Genomic DNA, 19,239 nt, shown 5'->3' on the forward strand with positions numbered 1-19,239 from the left:
CGATGACCGACAACGCCGCGCGCTCCGCCACCACGGCCCCCGCGCTGTCCCGCACCCTCGGACTCAGAGCCGTCGTCTCCTTCGGCCTGGCCTACATGACCCCGCTGATCGTGCTCGGCACCTTCGGCGTCGTCGCCGAGAAGACCGGCGGCGCGGTGCCCACCGCGTACGCCCTGGCGCTCGTCGCCATGCTCTTCACCGCCTACAGCTACGGGAAGATGGCCGCCGAGCACCCCGTCGCCGGCTCCGCCTACACCTACGTGCGGCGCTCCATCGACGGGCGGGCCGGCTTCCTCGTCGGCTGGGCGACCCTCCTGGACTACTTCTTCCTGCCGATGGTCATCTGGCTGATCGGCGGCGCCTACCTCCAGGCCGAGTGGCCCGGGGTGCCGATGTGGGTGTGGATCCTCGCCTTCGTCCTCACCACCACCGCGCTCAACCTGCTCGGCATCCAGGCCGCGGACCGGGCCAACTCCCTGCTGATGGCGTTCCAGATCCTGGTCATCGCCATCTTCGCGCTGCTCTCGCTGCGGCACGTCTTCCACACCGACGGCGCCGGCGGGCTGCTGAGCGCGTCACCGTTCCACAACGACGCCACCACGCTGGCCGGGATCTCCGGCGGCGCGGCCATCGCGGCGTACTCCTTCCTCGGCTTCGACGCCGTCACCACGCTCACCGAGGAGACCGTCGAGCCCCGCAGGACCATGCCGCGCGCCATCATGCTCACCGCACTCATCGGCGGCGGCATCTTCATCGTGCTCGCCTACACCACCCAGCTCGCCCATCCGGGCAGCGACTTCGACGACCCCAGCTCCGCCGCCTTCGAGATCGCCAGGACCATCGGCGGCGACCTCTTCTCGTCCGTGTTCCTCGCGGGCCTCGTCGTCGCCCAGTTCGCCTCCGGCGTCGCCGCCCAGGCCAGCACCTCGCGCCTGCTCTACGCCATGGGCCGCGACGACGTGCTGCCCCGCAAGGTCTTCGGCTACATCCACCCCCGCCACCTGACGCCGGCCTTCAACATCCTGCTGACCGGCCTGGTCGGCCTCGTCGCCCTCCGCCTGGACGTCGCCACCTCCACGTCCTTCATCAACTTCGGCGCCTTCACCGCCTTCACCTTCGTCAACCTCAGCGTGATCGCGACGTTCCTGCGCAAGCGCCGCGCGGGCGAGCCCGCCGGTGTCCTCGCCTGGGCCGTCGTCCCGGCCGTCGGCGCCCTGATCGACCTCTGGCTCCTGCTCCACCTCGACGGCAAGGCCCTCACCCTCGGCGTCATCTGGCTCGTCCTCGGCGTCGCCTACCTCGCCTACCTGACGCGCGGCTTCCGCACCCCGCCGCCCGAGCTCACCTTCGACGAGCGGCACGGGACCCCGGACTCGGCATGACGCCGCGGCGGGGGCGGTCGTCGGTGCCCGCCCCGGGGCGTGGCCGCCCCTCGCGCCCGAGCCGCCCGGGTCAGGCCGCGGCACGGAGCCGGGCGAGGGTGCGCGGGCCGCGTGCGAGGACTTCCGGATCGTCCTCCGCCGCGCCGTAGGCGACGCCCGAGACCGCGTCGAGGGCGGAGTCGACGGCCAGGCGCTCCTCCTCGAGCGGGGTGGGCCGGCGCCCGTAGCCGGTCAGGAACGCCTCGTGGAGGTCGGGCCGGCCGGCCCAGGCGTCGGAGAGCCGTACGAGGTCCCGGAGAGCGGGTTGCGGCTCGCTGCGCTCGAAGTCGATCACGGCGAGCCGGCCGGACCACAGCAGGTTGCGCAACTGGAAGTCGCCGTGCGTGGGGACCGGTTCGAGCGGGGGAAGGGCGGCTGACCGGGCCGCCGGCGCCCGGACGAACTCCTCGTCGCCGGGGGCCAGGTGGGCACGGGCGCCGTCCAGGTGCCGGTCGAGCTTCCGCACGGGCGGTCCCTCGTCCTCGCAAGAGGCCCGGGCCGGTGCGCTGCCGTGGATGGCGGCGGCGAGCGCGCCGATGCGGACGAAGAGGGCGCGTTCCTTGTCCGGGGCGCGCCGCGCACCGTCGCTGAGGGGGCGGCCGGGGACGGCGGTCACGACGACCGCGCGCAGCCGTGCGTCGGCCGCGGCCAGCCGCGGTGCGGCGGCTCCCAGGCCCGGTACCCACGTCCGGTAGGCGGTCACCTCCCGGCCGTGGAAACGGTCGTTCAGGTGGACCTTGACGTAGCTGACGAGGCCGTCCGCGGCGTCGGCCCGCCACACCCGGCTGCCCCGGCGGGGCCAGGAGGTGTCCGTCCAGCGCACGACCGGTCCGACCGCGCGCTCGGCGAAGCGGCGCACCCCGGGTTCCGGTGCGCCCGGGGTGGGGGTCATGCCCAGCCCGACTCGGTGTAGGGGCGGCCCGCGCGGATGCCTTCGATCGCGGCCCGGGTGTACGGCACGAGGCGTTCGGGGAGGGCGTCCGGGTGCCACCAGCGCCATGCGAGGCACTTGTCGGGCTCACGGACCACCGGTTCGCCCTGCCAGCGGCGTACGCGGAAGACCAGTTGCAGCCGGGGCGGGCCACCACCTGCGTCCACGAGGTGCACGGCGTGCGCGAACTCGGCGTCCTCCGGCCTGATCCGCAGGCCGGCTTCCTCGTTCGCCTCCCGGACCAGGCAGGCGACGGCGCTCTCCCTCTCGCAGTGCCCGGCGGGGAAGTGCCACTCGCCGCCGGCGAAGGCGGAGTCGGGGTGGCGGAGCCCGAGCAGGACCTCGCCGCCGGGGTTCTCCAGGTACAGGTGCGCGCCGACGACGTGCAGCACGCTCCGGCCGCCCGCCGGGGCCCGGGTGCCGGGAACGGCGGCCGGGCCGGCGTGCCGCCGGACGAGGTCCAGGGTCGCGTGGCCCAACCGGAGCCGCGGCATGACCTCGGGCCGGAACCACCGGAACACGACGCCCTCGGCCGGCTCCAGGGCGTCGGGGTCACCGTTCCAGCGGGCGGTGAACACCTGGACCGGCAGGCGCGACCCATTTGGATCGTGGACGTGTTCCACCACGAACTCACGCAGCACGGGCAGGTCGAGTCCGGCGCCCTCGCGCAGCTCCCGCCGGGCCGTGGCCTCCAGCGACGCGTCGTCCGGCGCACGGCCGCCGCCGAGCAGCGACCACGTGCCCGGGTTCCGGACGTCAGGACGGCGGTCGCGCAGGTGCAGCAGGTACTCGCCCCGGTCGTTGTGGACGAGCACCGAGGTGTCGCGGGGTTCACCGGCGGCCGGTTCGGCGTCGCGGTTCGAGGTCAAGTGGGCCTCCAGGGCGGTCCCGGGATGTGTGGTCACCAGGGTCAACGACCGGGGGCGGCCGACGGGAGGGCCCGTTCGGGCCTTTCTGCGCCGCCTGCTGCGAGGACCGCTCGTGGGAGCCCGGCGGAGTGGCACCAACTGGCCGTTTCACCAGCTAAGTTGTGTGCTGATCAGATCGCGTATCCGAGTCCCAGGGGATGGCCATGACCAGCGGCAGCGACGCTCCCAACGACTACGACTCCGCCGAACAGCTCCGCAGGCGGATCGACACCACCAAGGCGCATCCGGCGCGCGTCTACGACGTCTTCCTCGGGGGCAAGGACAACTACCCCGTGGACCGCGACGCGGCCACGGCCGCGCTGGCCGCCAATCCGCGCGGCTACCTGGACGTGCGGCACAACCGCGACTTCCTGCGCCGCGCGGTGAACCACATCGCGGGCGAGAGCGGCATCCGCCAGTTCCTCGACATCGGCACCGGGCTGCCCACCCAGGAGAACGTGCACCAGATCGCCCAGCGCCTCGTCCCCGAGGCGCGGGTCGTGTACGTCGACAACGACCCCGTCGTCCTGGCCCACGCGCGCGCCCTGCTGACCAGCGGCCCCGAGGGCCGGACCGACTACATCGACGCGGACCTGCGCGACCCCGCCGCGATCCTGCGCGACGCGGCCGGCACGCTGGACCTCACCGAGCCCGTCGCGCTCGTCCTCGTCGCCGTGCTGCACTTCGTCGAGGACGACGAGGCGTACGGCATCGTCAAGCACCTGGTCGACGCGCTGCCCTCGGGCAGCCACGTCGTGCTGAGCCACCTCACCTCCGACCTCAACGCGGAGCAGATCGCCAAGGTCGCCAAGACCTACCAGGACCGCGGCTTCTCCTTCGTGCTCCGCGGGCACGCCGAGGTCCTCCGCTTCGTCACGGACAACGGCCTGGAGATCGTGGAGCCGGGTCTCGTCCCCGTGCACCACTGGCGCCCGGACGGCGTCGACGACACCCTCGCCGCCCACGCCGACGCCTCCCCGGAGTTCGTCGAGGGCCTGGAGGACATCGACAAGATCCGCTACCGGAGCATCACCGACGTCACGGACGCGGACATCAACGTCTACGCCGTGGTGGCGCGCAAGCCCTGACGCCGCGGCACCCGGCGCCGTCCTCCCCGACGGACGGGGGCGGCGGCGCCCGGCGTCAGTCGCGGCGGTAGATCGTGATCGAGTGCCCCACCTCGTCGACCGGCACGCTGCCGGCGATGAGTTCGGCCAGCCGGCCCTCCGCCTTGGCGACCGCCGAGTCCGACACCACGAGCAGCCCGTGGACCTGGTCCGCGGGGACCTCGCGCGGGTCGGCGGCGTGGATGCCGTAGTACGCGGGGACCCCGCTGCCCTTGTAGACCAGCCACACCCGCTCGCCGGGGTGGCGTTCGCGGAGCCGGTCCGCCAGGAGGCCCAGGTCCTGGCCCCAGTCGACGTTGGAGTCGTGCAGCCGCAGATGGGTCTTCGACGTGCCGCCGAAGGCCTCGTTGGAGTACTGCAGGTAGTACGGGAAGGTCCGCAGTGAACTGACGGCGACGAGGACGGCGAGCGCCGCGGCCGCCGGCCTCGCCCACTTCCGTGCCACGAGGGTCACGCAGGCCGCCGCCACCGCCCCGGACATCGGCAGGAAGACGACGTAGCGGACGCCGAAGTCCCGGGAGCCGGTCATGGCGGCAGCCGTCAGCACGGCCGCGGGGACGAGCAGGTACGGGGCGGCGGGGCGCAGCCGGGGCAGGGCGAGCAGCGCGGCGGCGCCGGCGAGCCACAGGGCGAGCATGCCGAGCGGGGTCTTCACCAGCACCGCGGCCGGCAGGTAGTACCAGAGCGCCCCGCGGTAGTGGCGGCCGAAGAGGAAGCCCTCGAACGTCGAGTCCTCGAAGCCGAACTGGACCGCCATCCCGTCGCGGTACGCCCGGGGGAGCGGGAGCGCGTCCACGGCCAGGCCCCGCAGACCGTGCAGGGCCGGCAGGGTGTCGGGCGCCGTCCAGCGCAGCCGGGGGTCGACGAGGAGGTAGGAGGCCCACACCACCGCGACGGCGACGAGCCCGACCCCGCCCGCCGCCACCGCGGCGCGCCGCAGCGACCGGGCGGTACCGGCCCGCCCCGCACCTCTCCCAGCCGTGCCTCGCCCACCCGCGTGCCACACCGACAGGGCGGCGAGGAGCAGCAGGACCGGCACCGCGGGAAGCGCGCTCATGCGCGTGGCGAGCGCCGCGCCCAACGCCGCGCCGGCGAGCGGCAGGTGGCGGCCCGGACGCTCCCGCGCCCGCCACAGCGCCCACACCGACGTGAGCAGGAAGCCGGCCGCCGGGACGTCGAGCGTGGCGAGGGAGCCGTGTGCGACGACGTCCGGCGAGAAGGCGTAGAGGGCGAGGGCGAGCAGCCCTCCGGCGGGGCCGGTGAGATCCCGCGCGAAGGCGAGCACCACCAGTCCGAACAGCAGCGTCAGTACGATCATCGGCAGCCGGGCCGCAAGCATCAGGCGCCACGGATCGTTGCCGGACTCGTAGAGCACGCTGCGGCCGAGCTGCGTCTGGTCGCCCTCGAAGTCCGGGTCGAGGCGCGGGTGGGCGAACACCAGCCCACTGGCGATGACCAGCTTGCCGAGCGGCGGGTGCTCGGGGTTGAACCGCAGGCTGTGCTCGCGCAGGTAGACCGTCGCCGTGCCCACGTACACCGGCTCGTCGATGGTGGGCGTCTGCCGGACGGCCGTGGTGACCATCGCGCACGCCACCTGCGCGAGGAGCGCGAGCACGGCCAGGACGTACAGCGGACGGCGGTGCCGTGGCGCGGGGGCCGGGAAGCGGCGCACCGGAGGGGTGGTGACGGCGGCGGGCGTCGCCGGTTCGGGGGACAGCGCGGCGGGCGAGGGCCGTTCCTGCGTCATGGTGCGCTTACCCCGTCGCCCGTCCCTGTGGCGCCACGTCCCCGCGCCGGCGCCCGCCCGGTGGGCGCCGCGGGACACACTAGCCCCGTGGCCGGGCGGGCGCGTGGGGTTCGGGGTGTTGCGCGGGCCGCGCGGCGGACGTCGTACCGTGGGCGCATGGCAGTTCCCGAGCTGATCCGCATCGTCTCCCGCTCCTCCCCGATGGCGCTCGCCCAGGTCGAGCGCGTCCGCGCGGAGCTGGCCGCGCTCCACCCCGGCATCCGGACGGAGGTCGTGCCCGTCACCACCTCCGGTGACCGCTGGATGGGCGACCTGGCGCGGCTGGGCGGCAAGGGCGCGTTCACCAAGGAGGTCGACGCCGCGCTGCTGGAGGGCCGGGCCGACCTGGCCGTCCACTGCGTGAAGGACGTCCCCGCCGACCGGCCGCTGCCCGCCGGGACGGTCTTCGCCGCGTTCCTCAAGCGGGACGACATCCGTGACGCCTTGGTGCACCCCGGCGGCCTCACCCTCGACCGGCTCCCGCCGGGCACGCGCATCGGCACCTCGTCCGTGCGCCGCATCGCGCAGATCATGGCCTCGCACCCGCACCTGACCTGCGTCCCCATGCGCGGCAACGCCAACCGCCGCCTGGAGAAGCTCGCGGCGGGCGAGGCGGACGCGCTGCTCCTGGCCGTGTCCGGGCTGGAGCGGATCGGCAGGACCGAGGTCATCAGCGAGGTGCTGCCGGTGGAGACGATGATCCCGCCGATCGGCGCGGGCGTCCTCGCCCTGCAGTGCCGGGAGGGCGACGCCGAGACGATCGACGTCGTGAGCGACCTCGGCGACCCGGCCGCGCACCGGGAGACCACGGCCGAGCGGATGTTCCTCCACGTCCTGCAGGGCCACTGCAACAGCCCGATCGCCGGCTACGCCCATGCCGAACGCGACGGCCGGCTCTCGCTGCGGGCGCGGGTCTTCTCTCCGGACGGCAAGACCGTCCTGGACGCCCACGAATGGGCGGGTCCCCTCGACCCGGCCACGCTCGGCACGTCGGTCGCGGTGGCGCTGCTGCGGCAGGGTGCCCGCGAGCTGATCGACAGCATCGGGCACTGACGGGCCGGGGCCGCCGCGGGCGCCGTGGCGGCGCCGGGGAGACTGGTGGCGGCCGCTCGCCGTCCGTCACCGCCCTGGAGGGCCGATTGTCCCGCCGCGACCCCCGTGTGCTCGTCTACACCCGCACCACCGCCTACCGGCACGACTCGATCCCGGACGGCGTCCGGGCCCTCACCGAACTGGGCGCCGGGCACGGCTTCCGGGTCGACGCCACCGAACGCCCCGAGGACTTCGAGGGGGCCCGTCTGCGCGCCTACGACGCCGTGGTGTTCCTGTCCACCAGCGGGGAGGTGCTCGGCGACGCCGGCCGGGCCGCCCTCGTGGCGCACCACGCGGACGGCGCCGGGTTCATGGGCGTCCACGCTGCGGCCTGCACGGAGTACGACTGGCCGTACTACGGGGAGCTGCTGGGCGCGCGTTTCACGGGGCATCCGCCCCTGCAGGCGGGCACGGTCCTGGTCGAGGACACCGCCCACCCGGCCACCGCGCACCTGCGCGCGGCCTGGAAGGTCACCGACGAGTGGTACGACTTCGACCGCAGCCCCCGTCCCGGCGTGCGCGTGCTGGCCTCCGCCGACGAGTCCTCGTACGCGGGCGGCTCGATGGGCACGGACCATCCGCTGGCCTGGTGCCACGAGTACGGCGGAGGCCCCGTCTTCTACACGGCGCTGGGGCACTCCGCTCAGGCCTACCGGGACGCGGCCTTCCGGGCCCATCTGCTGGGCGGGCTGCGGTCGGTGCTGCCCGGGGCGGCGGACTGAGCGGGGGCCGGCGCGCCGGGGTTCAGAGGCGTCGCAGCACGGCGACCACCTTGCCCAGGATGACCGCCTCCTCGCCGGGGATCGGGTCGTAGGCGGGGTTGTGCGGCATGAGCCAGACCCGGTCGCCGTCGTGCTTGAGCCGCTTGACGGTGGCCTCCCCGTCGATCATCGCGGCTACGATGTCGCCGTGGTCGGCGGCGTCCTGACTGCGTACCGTGACCCAGTCGCCGTCGCAGATCGCGACACCCGTCATCGAGTCGCCGACCACCTTGAGGGCGAACAGCTCGCCCGCGCCGACGATCTGCCGGGGGAGCACGAAGACCTCGTCGACCTGCTCCTCGGCGAGGATCGGGGTGCCCGCCGCGATCCGGCCTATCACCGGCACGCGCGCGGACGGGGAGGCGCTGACGGGCTCGGCGCCCGGCTCGGACGCGTGCTGCGACGGCCAGGAGCACCGCACGCGGTAGGCGCGCGGCCGGTGCGGATCCTGCTCGAGCACGCCCTTGCGCTGCAGCACGGCCAGTTGGTGGGCGACCGAGGAGGTGCTGGCCAGGCCGACGGCCTCACCGATCTCGCGCATCGACGGCGGGAAACCGCGGTTCTCCACCGAGCTCAGGATCGCCTCGACGATGCGGGACTGACGGTTGGTCAGCCCGTCGGGGCCGGGGTTGTCCGAGCCCTGGGGTCGCCCACGGCGCACTGTCGTAGTGGTGGGCTCCATGCCCCGTCCCTCCCTGTGCGGATCCTGCTGCAATACGTAACGTTACCCTGTTCCACGGCATTTTTGGAACGCGTGTGCGAAATTCGGTGAAGATCCGCGCACACATCGCGCGGACCCGGCCGGGACCGCCCTTTGAATCCGGCTGTCACAAACGGATCCGCTGCCCGGTCTTCCTTGGGGGTTACGTGCGCCTGCGGGCCGGACGCCGGCACGGAACCGGAATGCGGCAGGAATGCGACGGGAATTCGCCGCCCTGAGGAACGCACGGCACAAGGGAGACGCCGTCCCGCACCACCGGGACCCGGCCCGGGCGCCGAGCGCCCCCCGACCCGGGGGAAATCGCCCTCTGTGTACGCTGGAACGAGCAGGCGGCCCGAATGTGACGGTGGAGGAAAACGCGACGATGCAGCAAGGGGACGCGGAGCACGACGGCTCGCTCGACGAGGCCGCGAAGGTGTTCACGGCCCTGCGCCCCCGATTGTTCGGCATCGCCTACCGGATGCTCGGCAGTGCCGCGGAGGCCGAGGACGTCGTCCAGGACGTCTGGTTGCGATGGCAGGCGGCGGACCGCGACGTCGTGGAGAACCCGACAGCGTTCCTCACCACCGCGACGACCAGGCTGGCGATCAACGTCACCCAGTCCGCCCGCGTCCGGCGCGAGGGTTACGTCGGCCCCTGGCTGCCCGAACCCGTCGACACCCGCGCCGACCCGGCGCTGGGCGCCGAACGCGGCGAGGCGGTGGAGATCGCGGTGCTCTTCCTGCTGGAGCGCCTGACGCCCACCGAGCGCGCGGCATACGTGCTGCGCGAGGCGTTCGACTACCCGTACCGGGAGATCGCCGCCGTGCTCGACCTGAGCGAGGCCAACTCCCGCCAGCTCGTCAGCCGCGCCCGCAAGCACATCGCCGCCGGCCGCCGCGAGCAGGTGGACACGGCGGAGCACCGCCGGCTCCTCGAGGCGTTCGTGGCGGCGGCCAGGGCGGGCGACATGGCCGGCCTGGAGAAGCTGCTCGCCAGCGACGTGGTCAACTACGGCGACGGCGGCGGCGCCGTGCGCAACGCGGCCAGGATCCCCGTTTCCGGCATCGCAAAGGTGGCGAAGTTCCTCGCCGCCTTCGCTCCGCGCTTCTGGCCCGACACCGAGGTGGTGTGGGTCGAGGCGAACGGCCGGCCCGCGGCGCTCGTCGTCCACGGCGGCGCACCGGTGGCGCTGCTGGCCATCAGCGCCACCGAACAGGGCATCGACCAGCTCATGTGGGTGCTCAACCCGGCGAAGCTGACCGGTTTCAGCGCCGTGGCGGCGGGCTCGGGCGCGCCGTCCGCCTGAGGCCGGCTCCGGGCGTCCTACCTGTCCGTACGGGCCGCCGCCCTCCGTCGGGTATCGGAGATCAGCCGTCGGCCGCGGCCCGGCCCGGGGCCGTGTCGCCCGCGCGCAGCAGCCGCAGGAAGGCCTTCAGGCCCGTGATGATCTCCTCGTTGTCCGTGAGCCGGTCGATCGTGGCCTCGAACTCCCGCGCCAGCGCGGTGATCCGGCGGTCGGCGTCCTCGGCCCGCTCGTACACCGACACTCCCAGCGCGTCCACCGTGCGCCGCAGTTCGGCCAGGGCCCGGTAGTGCTCCTCGGCCTTCCCCTCCAGGACCTTGACGCCGCTGTCCGTGCGCTCGACACGCTGCTTCAGCCCCACGACGTCGTCACGCGGATAGGTGACGTCCTTCAGCAGGGCGCCCAGCCGCCCGCGCAGCTGCCCGAACCACGCGCCCGCCGGGCGGAACACCGTGCTCAGCAGGAAGAACGCGGCGATCCAGTACCCCGCGCCGTGGCCGGTCGCCACCGTGACCGCCACCACCCCCGCCGCCGTGAGCAGATGGCCCGCCAGGGCGACCCGCAGCATCGTCTGGGCGATGCGCGCGGCCTCGGCGTCACGCGCCTGCGGGACCGTCAGCCCCTTCCCCCGGCTCACCGAGATCTCGGCCAGCACCGTGTGCGCCCGGAAGTAGACGTTCCACGGCACCGTGAGCAGGACGAGCAGCCACAGCAGGCAGAGCACCCCGGCCCCCACGCCCAGGACCACCGGCAGCGGCGCCCCCACCGCGTAGACCAGGGCCAGCGCCCCCGCGGTCACCGCCAACGCCAGCACCGCGCCCAGGAATCTCCCCATGCCCGCCTCCAACCTCCCTCTCCGGCCGATCCGTTGCCTCCATCGTCCCGGCCGGCGGCGATGCGGGCATGAGTACGCCTACTCACTCCGCCCGCGCCCCGGTGCGGTGCTGCGCGGTGACGCACCGGCCACCGTTCCGTACGCGGAAGGCGGCACCCGGTGCGCGGGCAACCGCGTGAATCCGCGCCCTTGCGACGCCCCCGTCGTGGGGGCGGCCATCGGCCGGTGCCTGGGCGCTGCGCGCCCCGGCACGGATCACCGGGATCGTGACGCAGAACAGCAACGCGTCCCAGGAGGGCCTCGGCGACGCCTTCCGGTCCGACGTCCGGGCCTACGCCGCCGACTCGTGCGCCGCCGGTACCTCACCGGGGTCCCCGCCCCGAGCCTGGTGGGCCCCGACACCTGGGTCCACGATGCCGCGCTCCTGCAGCGCCCTGGCAGCGACGTGATCCAGCTGAGGCTGTTCCGGGGCCACGCCCGCGACGCGGAGCTCCAAGCGGCGCTGCACGGGTACTTCAGGACCAGCCAGGTGCCGCTGCCGGCCGTGTTGGGGCGCGGACGACGAGGTCTACGCCCCGGCCGGGGCCCGCGGCTTCCTCGGCCGCGTCGCGTCCTGACCCCCGTCCGCCCGGAAGGGCGCTCAGCGGGGGCGGGTGATCGTCCGGTGTACGACGTACCCCTCGAGCCCGGTCGTCGCGTCCATGCCCGTCGCGGTCCCGTTGACGGGCACGGCGCCCGTGCGCAGCCGGCGCGCGACGGCGACGGCGCGTTCGGGGTCGGCGGCCCACACGCCGCCGGAGAGGCGGTACTCCGAGTCGTTGGCCATGCGTACGGCGTCGTCGTCGCCGTCGTGGGCGATGACCGTGAGGACCGGGCCGGAGATCTCGTCCTGGGCGATGCGCATGCGGTGGTCGACGTCGGCGAGGACGGTCGGCGTCACGTAGTAGCCGTTCTCCAGGCCCGCGGGGGGCCGGGAGCCTCCGGTCACCAGGCGGGCGCCCTCCTCGACGCCGAGGTCGATGTACGACATCAGGCGCTGCTGCCGCTCCGGGCCGGCCATCGGCCCGATCGAGGTGTCCGGGTCCGCGGGGTCGCCCACCTTCAGCGTCCCGACGGCGTCCGCGACGGCCGTGACGACCTCCTCGTACCGGCGGCGGGGCGCGAGGACGCGGGTCCGCGCGGCGCACATCCTGCCGTTGTCGCCGAGCGAGGCGAACAGCCCCCGCACCGTGCGCCCGAGGTCGGCGTCCTCCAGGACGATCGCGGCCGTCTTGCCGCCGAGTTCCAGGCGGACCCGCTTGAGCTGCTCCCCGGCGAGCGAGGCGACACGGCGCCCGGCCGCGGTGGAACCGGTGAAGGCGATCTCGTCCACGTCGGGGTGGGTCACCAGGTACTCGCCCGTGTCGCGGTCGGCGGGCAGCACGCTCAGCGTGCCCTCGGGCAGCCCCGCCTCCGCGTACAGCTCGGCCAGCAGCCCGACGGCCAGGGAGGTCTCCGGCGCGACCTTCAGGATGACGGTGTTGCCCGCCAGGAGGGCGGGCGTCAGCCGCGCCGTGGCGGCCGAGAACGGGCACTGCAGCGGGATCACCGCGGCGATGACGCCGACGGCCTCGCGCCGCACGATGGTGTCGTGGCCGGGGGAGGGGTCGCAGGGCCGGACGGTCTCGTCCCAGCCAAGCTCCTCGGCGGCCTTGAGACAGGCGTCGACCCGGCGCGTGAGGGAGGCCTGCTCCGCGTCCGTGAACCGGCGGGGCGTCCCGGTCGCGGCGGACACCCGCGCGGAAGCCTCCGCCGCGCGCTCCTCGCGCAGCGCGTTCACCCGGCGGACGACCTCTTGCCGCTCCTTGGGATCCGTGTGCGGCCACGGCCCGCTGTTGAAGGCCGCGCGCGCCGTGGCGACGGCGACGTCGGCGTCACCGGGTGCGGCCTGGGCGGCGCGCCCGAGCAGGGAGCGGTCGTGGGGGGAGCGGATGTCCAGGGGGCCGGGATGCGCGGGCGCGGTCCAGACACCACCGATGAACAGCCTGTCGTACACGATCATCGAGTTTCCCTTCCGGTGTCCGGTGCTCCCTGCGTCCGGTGCGATGCGCCGGACCTCACGGACTTCGCGCGGGTACGAAGAACGGAAGCCGCGCCCACCGGTCTCCCGTGGGCGCGGCTTCCGCTTCCGTGAGGTGCGCGACCGCCGAAACGCTGGTCAGAAGCCTGCTGCGGCCGGTCGCAGATTGTCCTGCTGGTACCGGGGAACGATTGTCGACCGCTCCCTGGTGGAGGTGTTACCGGCCTCCGCCGCCGCCACCGTGGCCTCCGCCACCGCCGCCGCCGCCGTGGCCGCCGCCGCCACCGCCGTGACCGCCGCCGCCACCACCGTGGCCGCCGCCGCCACCACCGTGACCGCCACCGCCGCCACCCCAGCCGTAGTCGCTGTAGCCGCGGTCGTAACCGCCGCCCCAGCCGCCACCGTGGTCGCCGCCGCGGTCGTAACCGCCGTAGCCGCCGCCGTAGCCGCCACCACCGTGACCGCCACCGCCGCCGCCGTGGCCACCGCCACCGCCGCCGCCACCGCCGTGCTCGGCGTAGCTGACCGCCGCTGAGGCCGGTGAGCTCGTCGGTGCCGCGACGGCCGAGGAGGCCGCACCCCCAAGGGCGAGCGCGAGGCCTGCCACTGCGGCGAGGGGCCACTTGGAAATACGCATGAGAACTCTCCTAGCCAGGTTGGTTCCTGGGCGTGGACGCGGTTCAAAGGCCACTGCGCCGCACGTTCGGCCGGCGCCCCACCCCCGCCCGCGGACTGTGACGTCCCGCGGTCAAGTGGTGATGTTCGAAATGTTGCCTTTGCCACTATTTGTCCACAGCCCCCACGCTGCGACCGCCAGGTCGCGACGTCAAGGAGCGAGCCTGGTAGTGCCACTACCAGGCTCCGCGTTCAGCGGGCGGGAGGCCGACGGCCCCGGGAGGCCGTACCGGCTCAGTCGCTCGGCGAGTCGTCGTCGAAGGGCTCGTCGCTCCACCGGAACCAGGCCTGGTCGTCCTCGATGTGCAGCAGGAACTCCGCCACGGGCCCCGAGGGCGAGGAGAGCGTGACCGCGCGCCGCACCTCCGCGTACGCCGCCTCCCACGCGGCCCAGGGCTCGTCCTCCTCGGCCGGCGCGGTCATCGCCGTCTGCATCAAGTCCAGTTCCCGGGCGAACAGCGGCCCCACCCGGGCGAACGCCGGGGCGGGTGTGAACCGCCCCGACAGCCACGGGAAGTCGGCCTCCTCGACCGTGATGTCACCGACGGGCTCGCCGTCGCTCAGCACCCGCCAGGTCTCGCCAACGAAGCCCATCGTGTCCTCACCGGATCTCAGTGGCCCCCGTGCCGGCCTGCGCCGGCTCCTCGTGCAGCGCCGAGTCGGCCGCGCCCCGCGTGAATCCGGTGAAGGCAACCCGCAGACCGGCACGTTCGGGGGAGCAGCAGAACGGTCCCGCGCCCGCGGCGGCGTCCGGGTCGAGAGGCGCGAGCCGCACCAGCCGCCAGGGGCCGTCGTCGCGGCGCGCGCGGATCGTCACCGCGTCCCCGGAACGGCTGGCGCGTACGGTGACGGAGCGCCCGGCCCAGTCCGGCACCGGCGCCAGCGACCAGTCGGAGACCCCGCGGGTGACGACCGCGCCGAGGTGCGGCACGCCGTCGGACATCTCGATCCCGGCCTTGATCCACCTCTCCGCGTCGACCCGGATCATCAGCCCGGCCTGGTCGTACAGGGTGTCGAAGTCCGCGCGGAAGGTCACCTCCACCGACGAGTCCGCCGGGAAGGCGGCGAGCAGGGCGTGGCCGTCGTCGCGGACGAAGCCGTAGCCGGTGGTGCGCCAGAAGTCGCTGCGGTCCCGGGTGGTGACCAGCAACCCCGATCCGTCCGCCTCGGCGTGCTGCGGGGCGTTGAGCCACGTGGCCTCGTCCCAGTCGATCGGGCGCTGCTCGTTCATGGACCGTCCTTCCGGTGGGGCGGGCCCCTGGGCGTGATGCCACGGGGCCGCCGCTGGCGTGGGCGGGCCCAGCGTAGATCAGCGCTCCGGCGGCGGAACACGGGCGGGGACGACGGGACGCGGGGAGAGGTCATTCCCGTTCGGAGCCGAAGGGCGGCACCCGCGTGGAGGGACCGGGGTCGGGCCCCCCGGACAGGGCCGACGGCCCGTCGACCGCCGGCGGTCCGTGCGACAGCCCGATGCCCGCCGGCTCCCGGCGCACGGTGATCAGCGCGGCGTCGTCCCCGAGCCGTCCGCCGCAGTAGGCGAGGAGGTCCTCGCGCACGTGCCGCACCAGGTCCTCGGGGGTCCGACGGCCCTGCCAGGACGCCACGCGCTCGGCGAGGGGGTAGAAGCGCCCCGACGGGTCACGCGCCTCCGTCACGCCGTCGGTGTACAGCAGCAGGACGTCGCCGGGGCCGAAGGCGAAGGTGTCCACGCCGGGGTGCGAGGGCTGCAGCAGGCCGAGGCCGATGGGCGGCGCCGGCTGGGTCGGGTCGAGCGCGGCGAGACCGTCCTCGGCCAGCCGCAGCGGCGACGGGTGGCCGCAGTTGAGGATGCGGACCTCGGGACGGTCGTCGGGGAAGTCGACCAGGATCGCGGTGATGAACGACTCGACCGCGGCGTCCTCCTGCAGCCCGTCGCCGCAGCCCTGCGCGGCCTTCCAGGACACCGTCGCCTCCAGGTGCGCGTACATCGCCGGCAGTGGCGGGGCGCGGTAGGCGACGCTGCGGAACGCCCCGAGCAGCAGGGAGGCGTCGCCGATCGCCGGCAGGCCCTTGCCGCGGACGTCCCCGATGAGCAGCCGGGTGCCGCCGGGCGTGCGCACCGCCGCGTACAGGTCGCCGCCGATCCGGGCCTGGTCCTCGGCGGCCTGGTAGTCGAAGGCGATCCGCAGCGGGCCGATGCGCTCCGGCAGGGGCTGCAGGACGACCTGCTGCGCGGCCTCCGCCACCGAGCGCACCTGCTGCAGCTCGGCCTGGTGCCGTTCGCGCAGCCTGACGAAGAGCACGGTGAAGGCGGAGACGAGGACCAGCGCGATGATCTCGCTCTGGCGGTACGAGGTGGTGATGGTGCCGTCGGCCACAGACACCACGGTGAGCGACGCCACCGCCAGCCCGCCGATCAGGGCGGTGAGCCGGAGCCCGCCGAACGACGCGGTCAGCGCCGGTGCCACGACCAGGAGCGGACCCAGGTGGCCCTCCGTGGGGATCACCAGGTCGCTGATGACGATCGCCACGATCAGCAGCACCGGGACCGCTATCAGGGCGGGATTCCGCTCCACGGACCAGTACGTGCGGGCGCGTGGTGCAAGACGCATACCTCTTGCTTACACCTCTCCCGCCGACCCCGCCCGTGGCGGTACGTCGGCGGGAACGGGCAGCAGCAGCGCCGTCACGTTGTCGTGGCCGCCGGCGTCGAGCGCGTGACCGACCAGGGAACGGGCGCCGTCCAGCGGCGTCGCGCCGGCCCCGGAGGCGGGCGTCGCGGTCAGCCGGGCACGCAGTTCCTCCGCGCCGGGGAGGTACCGCCACAGCCCGTCGGTGCACAGCAGCAGGCGGCCGGGGACGGCCGGGCGGCCGCTGCGCACCCTTGGTACGGGGTCGCCGTTCCCGGCGCCGAGCCAGCCGGTCAGGGCCTCCAGCTCGCCCGTGTCGTCGTCGGTCAGTGCGAGGGCCAGGCCCTCGTCCGGCAGCCAGTACGCCCGGCTGTCACCGATCCACGCGCACCACAGCCCGCCGGGACCGGTGACGCCCGCGACGAAGGTGCAGGCCGGTGCCTCGTCCGGGGTGACGGCGAGTGCGGCGACGGCGCGTCCCGCGCGCCGCGTCGCGTCCTCCAGCGCGACCTCGGGCACGGTGCCCGCGAGCAACGCCGACGCAAGCGCGCCCGAGGCGACCTCCGCGGCGAGCCGTGCCGCCCGCTCGGAGCGCGGGGACATGGACACCCCGTCGCACACCACGCCGATCGTCCAGGCCCCGGCCGTGGTCACGGCCATCGCGTCGGCGTTCACCTCACGCCGCTTCCCCCGGTCGGTGACGCCGGCCGCGCCTCCCGCGACGGCCTCCACCCGCGACCTGAACCCGCTCTGGGCGGCGCCGCAGTCCCAGCAGTGACCGTCCGGGGCCACCGTCCCACCGCACCGCTCGCACTCCGGCGTACCGCCCCCCTGTCGTCCGTCCATGGCAGGACCCTACGAGGGCGCCGCGGCGGGAGGGAACCCCGGGCGGGGGCAAGATCAGGACGGCGTACGGCGCAGCGGCGCCAGCGCGTCGCTCCAGGCCAGGACCTCGTCGAGGACGACCTCCAGCTCACCCGCCCGGCGCGGGCCGGGCTCGAAGCGGCTCATGTCGGCGAAGTCACGGAAGAGGGAGAGCGCCACCTGCGCGCGGACGGTGGCGACTCGCAGCTCTGCCATCACCAGCCGCAGGTGCTCCACCGCGCGGGTCCCGCCGACACTGCCGTAGGCGACGAAGCCCGCCGCCTTGTTGTTCCACTCGGCGAAGAGGTAGTCGATGGCGTTCTTGAGCGCCCCGGGGATCGAGTGGTTGTACTCGGCCGTCACGAAGACGTAGCCGTCGAACGAGCCGATCTTCTCCGCCCACGCGAAGGTGTGCGGACGGCTGTACTGCCCCATCGACGGCGGCACCGGCTCGTCGAGCAGCGGGAGGTCGTAGTCGTCGATGTCGACCAGTTCGTACTCGGCGTCGCCGCGCAGCGCGGCGTGTTCGTACACCCATTGCGCGACGGCCTCGCCGAGGCGCCGGGGGCGTGTGCTGCCGAGGATGACGGCGATCCTGGTCATGGTGCTGCTCCTGGACGGTCCTGTTCCGGTGGCCGGGCGGGGCGCCGGAAAGGCGGTCCGGCGCGTGAGGCACCTTCCATGCGCGCCCGGCGGCGAACCGGGCGGGCCGGGGGGTTCACCCGATCGCCGCCACGGCCGTGGAGCCGCGTGCCTCAGCGGACCCGGGGCTCCAGGGAGACGCGGACGGTGATCCGCTTGCCCACCGGCTGGCGCTGCACGTCGTAGCCCTCGCACAGCGCGAGGATGATCTCCAGGCCGTGCTGGCCGATCCGTCCCGGCTCGGCGGCGCGGGCCAGCGGGAGGGTGCTGCTGGTGTCCCACACGGACACCAGCAGGGTCGCCGTGTCCACGTCCACCTCGAGGTCGAGCAGGCCGGGGCCGGGAGCGTACTTGCAGGTGTTGGTGACCAGCTCGCTGACGACGAGCTGGGCGGTCTCGACCGTCTCGACCGGTACCGGGACGCCGTGCTCACCCTGGACGCGGGCGAGGAAGTCGGCGGCGAACCTGCGCGCCGCGGAGATCGCCTCCGAGTCGCCCTCGTGCGCGAATCCGGCGTGGATGCACGGCCAGTCGGCCAGGTGGGCGGGGCGGCCGTCCAGCCTCGGTTCCATGGTGGTGCCTTTCGTACTGCTTCCCGGCCGGCCGCGCTCAGGCGCGGCCAGCCGTCCGTCTACCCCGTTTTCCGCCGGTGACTCATCGGCTCCCGGCCGGTTTCACCGGCGGGGCAGTTTGGTGACGGTGTCCAGGTAGAAGGCGTCGATGCTGCGCACGGCCCGCTCGAAGTCGTCCAGGTTGACGGGCTTGGTCACGTACGCGTTGGCGTGCTGCCGGTAGGCGCCGGTCACGTCGTCGGGCGCGGCCGAGGTGGTGAGCACGACCACGGGGATCGCCCGCAGTTCCTCGTCGCTCTTGAGGATCGCCAGCAGCTCGTGGCCGTTCATCCGCGGCATGTTGAGGTCGAGGACGATCAGGTCGGGCAGCCGGTTGGCCGGGTCGCGCAGGTACTCCAGCGCCGCGAGGCCGTCCTCGACCTGGGTGAGGTTGCGGGCACCGCGCTCCGCGAGGGCGTCGCCGATGAGCATGGCGTCCGCGGGGTCGTCCTCGACCAGCAGCACGTCGTGGGGGCGGGCGGGGGCGATCATCATCATTGGCTCCGGGTCCGGTCGGTGCGCCGCGAAGGACGGTGGGGGGTGTCGCTGGTCACCAGGCCGGGCCAGCGGCGGCGGGCGCCCTGGCGGCTGATGTTGCAGGCGCGGCCGATTTGGGGGTATCCGGCACCTGCGGCGGCCGCCTGCTCGGCCGCGAGGTCCTCCAGGTGTGCGATCGCCTGCTGGAGGAGGTTGAGCATGTGCAGGTACGCTAGGGCCTCACCGCGTGCTTCGGTACCGTCGTCCGCGGGGGTCCCGGGGACGGTGAGCGGGCGGAGGGCACGGCGGGCCAGGCGCCCGGCGAGGTCGTCGACCGCGCCGATCGCCAGTGCGGTGAGTTCCTCCTCCGACAGGCGCGGAGCGAAGTGGGTGCCAGGCATGGCCCCCACCTTAGGACCTGCCACATCGCACGAC

At 74.0% G+C, this 19,239-nt stretch carries 20 protein-coding genes; 6 read left to right on the forward strand and 14 right to left on the reverse strand.

What is annotated here, in order from left to right:
• Positions 1–2 precede the first annotated feature (2 nt).
• Complete coding sequence (locus ACZ7MY_RS35605) at positions 3–1,382, forward strand: APC family permease (RefSeq protein WP_499608440.1); 1,380 nt, start codon at positions 3–5, stop codon at positions 1,380–1,382.
• 70 nt (positions 1,383–1,452) lie between these two features.
• Here ACZ7MY_RS35605 and ACZ7MY_RS35610 read toward each other — a convergent pair whose 3' ends face one another.
• Positions 1,453–2,313 (reverse strand): phosphotransferase family protein, encoded by an 861-nt coding sequence (locus ACZ7MY_RS35610; protein ID WP_499608442.1) that lies wholly within the window; start codon positions 2,311–2,313, stop codon positions 1,453–1,455.
• Positions 2,310–3,221, reverse strand: coding sequence for an NUDIX hydrolase (locus ACZ7MY_RS35615; protein ID WP_499608445.1), 912 nt, complete (start codon positions 3,219–3,221; stop codon positions 2,310–2,312). The genes ACZ7MY_RS35610 and ACZ7MY_RS35615 overlap by 4 nt, the downstream gene beginning before the upstream one ends.
• A gap of 203 nt (positions 3,222–3,424) precedes the next feature.
• Here ACZ7MY_RS35615 and ACZ7MY_RS35620 point away from each other — a divergent pair, with 203 nt between their 5' ends.
• On the forward strand, positions 3,425–4,348 hold the full coding sequence (locus tag ACZ7MY_RS35620) for an SAM-dependent methyltransferase (RefSeq protein WP_499608447.1): 924 nt from the start codon (positions 3,425–3,427) through the stop codon (positions 4,346–4,348).
• 55 nt (positions 4,349–4,403) lie between these two features.
• Here ACZ7MY_RS35620 and ACZ7MY_RS35625 read toward each other — a convergent pair whose 3' ends face one another.
• Entirely contained in the window at positions 4,404–6,134 is a 1,731-nt protein-coding gene (locus ACZ7MY_RS35625) for an ArnT family glycosyltransferase (RefSeq protein WP_499608449.1), read from the reverse strand.
• Positions 6,135–6,290: 156 nt separating this feature from the next.
• Here ACZ7MY_RS35625 and hemC point away from each other — a divergent pair, with 156 nt between their 5' ends.
• Both hemC and ACZ7MY_RS35635 read left to right on the forward strand, forming a co-directional pair.
• The gene (gene hemC, locus ACZ7MY_RS35630) at positions 6,291–7,226 is read left to right on the forward strand and encodes a hydroxymethylbilane synthase (protein ID WP_499608451.1); all 936 of its coding nucleotides are present in this window, start codon (positions 6,291–6,293) and stop codon (positions 7,224–7,226) included.
• A gap of 86 nt (positions 7,227–7,312) precedes the next feature.
• Positions 7,313–7,987, forward strand: coding sequence for a ThuA domain-containing protein (locus ACZ7MY_RS35635; protein WP_499608453.1), 675 nt, complete (start codon positions 7,313–7,315; stop codon positions 7,985–7,987).
• A 22-nt stretch (positions 7,988–8,009) separates the two neighbouring features.
• Here ACZ7MY_RS35635 and lexA read toward each other — a convergent pair whose 3' ends face one another.
• Positions 8,010–8,708 carry a transcriptional repressor LexA gene (lexA, locus tag ACZ7MY_RS35640; RefSeq protein ID WP_499608456.1) on the reverse strand — a complete coding sequence of 233 codons (699 nt, stop codon included), beginning with the start codon at positions 8,706–8,708 and terminating at the stop codon, positions 8,010–8,012.
• Positions 8,709–9,111: 403 nt separating this feature from the next.
• Between lexA and ACZ7MY_RS35645 the strand changes: the two genes are divergently transcribed.
• Positions 9,112–10,035 carry an RNA polymerase sigma-70 factor gene (locus tag ACZ7MY_RS35645; RefSeq protein WP_499608459.1) on the forward strand — a complete coding sequence of 308 codons (924 nt, stop codon included), beginning with the start codon at positions 9,112–9,114 and terminating at the stop codon, positions 10,033–10,035.
• A gap of 61 nt (positions 10,036–10,096) precedes the next feature.
• Here ACZ7MY_RS35645 and ACZ7MY_RS35650 read toward each other — a convergent pair whose 3' ends face one another.
• Together ACZ7MY_RS35650 and ACZ7MY_RS35655 are read right to left on the reverse strand one after the other, a co-directional pair.
• Positions 10,097–10,867: a hypothetical protein gene (locus ACZ7MY_RS35650; protein WP_499608461.1), complete on the reverse strand. Its 771-nt coding sequence runs from the start codon at positions 10,865–10,867 to the stop codon at positions 10,097–10,099.
• 640 nt (positions 10,868–11,507) lie between these two features.
• A complete protein-coding gene (locus ACZ7MY_RS35655; RefSeq protein ID WP_499608463.1) occupies positions 11,508–12,908 on the reverse strand; it encodes an aldehyde dehydrogenase family protein in 1,401 nt (466 codons plus the stop codon).
• Between the two features lie 226 nt (positions 12,909–13,134).
• Here ACZ7MY_RS35655 and ACZ7MY_RS35660 point away from each other — a divergent pair, with 226 nt between their 5' ends.
• A complete protein-coding gene (locus ACZ7MY_RS35660) occupies positions 13,135–13,461 on the forward strand; it encodes a hypothetical protein (protein WP_499608465.1) in 327 nt (108 codons plus the stop codon).
• 374 nt (positions 13,462–13,835) lie between these two features.
• On the opposite strand, the gene ACZ7MY_RS35665 is transcribed toward ACZ7MY_RS35660, so the two are convergent.
• The 8 genes from ACZ7MY_RS35665 to ACZ7MY_RS35700 all read right to left on the reverse strand — a co-directional run bounded on the left by ACZ7MY_RS35665 (position 13,836) and on the right by ACZ7MY_RS35700 (position 19,205).
• On the reverse strand, positions 13,836–14,195 hold the full coding sequence (locus ACZ7MY_RS35665) for a hypothetical protein (protein WP_499608468.1): 360 nt from the start codon (positions 14,193–14,195) through the stop codon (positions 13,836–13,838).
• 7 nt (positions 14,196–14,202) lie between these two features.
• A complete protein-coding gene (locus ACZ7MY_RS35670) occupies positions 14,203–14,832 on the reverse strand; it encodes a DUF1349 domain-containing protein (RefSeq protein ID WP_499608470.1) in 630 nt (209 codons plus the stop codon).
• Positions 14,833–14,962: 130 nt separating this feature from the next.
• Positions 14,963–16,192 (reverse strand): PP2C family protein-serine/threonine phosphatase, encoded by a 1,230-nt coding sequence (locus ACZ7MY_RS35675; RefSeq protein ID WP_499608472.1) that lies wholly within the window; start codon positions 16,190–16,192, stop codon positions 14,963–14,965.
• 9 nt (positions 16,193–16,201) lie between these two features.
• On the reverse strand, positions 16,202–17,056 hold the full coding sequence (locus ACZ7MY_RS35680) for a PP2C family protein-serine/threonine phosphatase (protein WP_499608474.1): 855 nt from the start codon (positions 17,054–17,056) through the stop codon (positions 16,202–16,204).
• Between the two features lie 54 nt (positions 17,057–17,110).
• Positions 17,111–17,677 (reverse strand): NADPH-dependent FMN reductase, encoded by a 567-nt coding sequence (locus ACZ7MY_RS35685; protein WP_499608476.1) that lies wholly within the window; start codon positions 17,675–17,677, stop codon positions 17,111–17,113.
• A 152-nt stretch (positions 17,678–17,829) separates the two neighbouring features.
• Positions 17,830–18,288 (reverse strand): ATP-binding protein, encoded by a 459-nt coding sequence (locus ACZ7MY_RS35690; RefSeq protein WP_499608479.1) that lies wholly within the window; start codon positions 18,286–18,288, stop codon positions 17,830–17,832.
• 102 nt (positions 18,289–18,390) lie between these two features.
• Complete coding sequence (locus ACZ7MY_RS35695; RefSeq protein WP_499608481.1) at positions 18,391–18,822, reverse strand: response regulator; 432 nt, start codon at positions 18,820–18,822, stop codon at positions 18,391–18,393.
• On the reverse strand, positions 18,822–19,205 hold the full coding sequence (locus ACZ7MY_RS35700; RefSeq protein ID WP_499608484.1) for a hypothetical protein: 384 nt from the start codon (positions 19,203–19,205) through the stop codon (positions 18,822–18,824). Before ACZ7MY_RS35700 ends, ACZ7MY_RS35695 begins: the two co-directional genes overlap by 1 nt.
• Positions 19,206–19,239 lie beyond the last annotated feature (34 nt).

Source organism: Streptomyces sp. NPDC111520, assembly GCF_055635295.1.

What these genes read in the sequence shown, in the direction of transcription:
- ACZ7MY_RS35605 (WP_499608440.1), top strand. Translation starts at nt 3, where the DNA reads ATGACCGACAACGCCGCGCGCTCCGCCACCACGGCCCCCGCGCTGTCC.
- ACZ7MY_RS35610 (WP_499608442.1), bottom strand. Translation starts at nt 2,313, where the DNA reads ATGACCCCCACCCCGGGCGCACCGGAACCCGGGGTGCGCCGCTTCGCC.
- ACZ7MY_RS35620 (WP_499608447.1), top strand. Translation starts at nt 3,425, where the DNA reads ATGACCAGCGGCAGCGACGCTCCCAACGACTACGACTCCGCCGAACAG.
- ACZ7MY_RS35625 (WP_499608449.1), bottom strand. Translation starts at nt 6,134, where the DNA reads ATGACGCAGGAACGGCCCTCGCCCGCCGCGCTGTCCCCCGAACCGGCG.
- hemC (WP_499608451.1), top strand. Translation starts at nt 6,291, where the DNA reads ATGGCAGTTCCCGAGCTGATCCGCATCGTCTCCCGCTCCTCCCCGATG.
- lexA (WP_499608456.1), bottom strand. Translation starts at nt 8,708, where the DNA reads ATGGAGCCCACCACTACGACAGTGCGCCGTGGGCGACCCCAGGGCTCG.
- ACZ7MY_RS35645 (WP_499608459.1), top strand. Translation starts at nt 9,112, where the DNA reads ATGCAGCAAGGGGACGCGGAGCACGACGGCTCGCTCGACGAGGCCGCG.
- ACZ7MY_RS35650 (WP_499608461.1), bottom strand. Translation starts at nt 10,867, where the DNA reads ATGGGGAGATTCCTGGGCGCGGTGCTGGCGTTGGCGGTGACCGCGGGG.
- ACZ7MY_RS35655 (WP_499608463.1), bottom strand. Translation starts at nt 12,908, where the DNA reads ATGATCGTGTACGACAGGCTGTTCATCGGTGGTGTCTGGACCGCGCCC.
- ACZ7MY_RS35665 (WP_499608468.1), bottom strand. Translation starts at nt 14,195, where the DNA reads ATGGGCTTCGTTGGCGAGACCTGGCGGGTGCTGAGCGACGGCGAGCCC.
- ACZ7MY_RS35670 (WP_499608470.1), bottom strand. Translation starts at nt 14,832, where the DNA reads ATGAACGAGCAGCGCCCGATCGACTGGGACGAGGCCACGTGGCTCAAC.
- ACZ7MY_RS35675 (WP_499608472.1), bottom strand. Translation starts at nt 16,192, where the DNA reads ATGCGTCTTGCACCACGCGCCCGCACGTACTGGTCCGTGGAGCGGAAT.
- ACZ7MY_RS35680 (WP_499608474.1), bottom strand. Translation starts at nt 17,056, where the DNA reads ATGGACGGACGACAGGGGGGCGGTACGCCGGAGTGCGAGCGGTGCGGT.
- ACZ7MY_RS35685 (WP_499608476.1), bottom strand. Translation starts at nt 17,677, where the DNA reads ATGACCAGGATCGCCGTCATCCTCGGCAGCACACGCCCCCGGCGCCTC.
- ACZ7MY_RS35690 (WP_499608479.1), bottom strand. Translation starts at nt 18,288, where the DNA reads ATGGAACCGAGGCTGGACGGCCGCCCCGCCCACCTGGCCGACTGGCCG.
- ACZ7MY_RS35695 (WP_499608481.1), bottom strand. Translation starts at nt 18,822, where the DNA reads ATGATGATCGCCCCCGCCCGCCCCCACGACGTGCTGCTGGTCGAGGAC.
- ACZ7MY_RS35700 (WP_499608484.1), bottom strand. Translation starts at nt 19,205, where the DNA reads ATGCCTGGCACCCACTTCGCTCCGCGCCTGTCGGAGGAGGAACTCACC.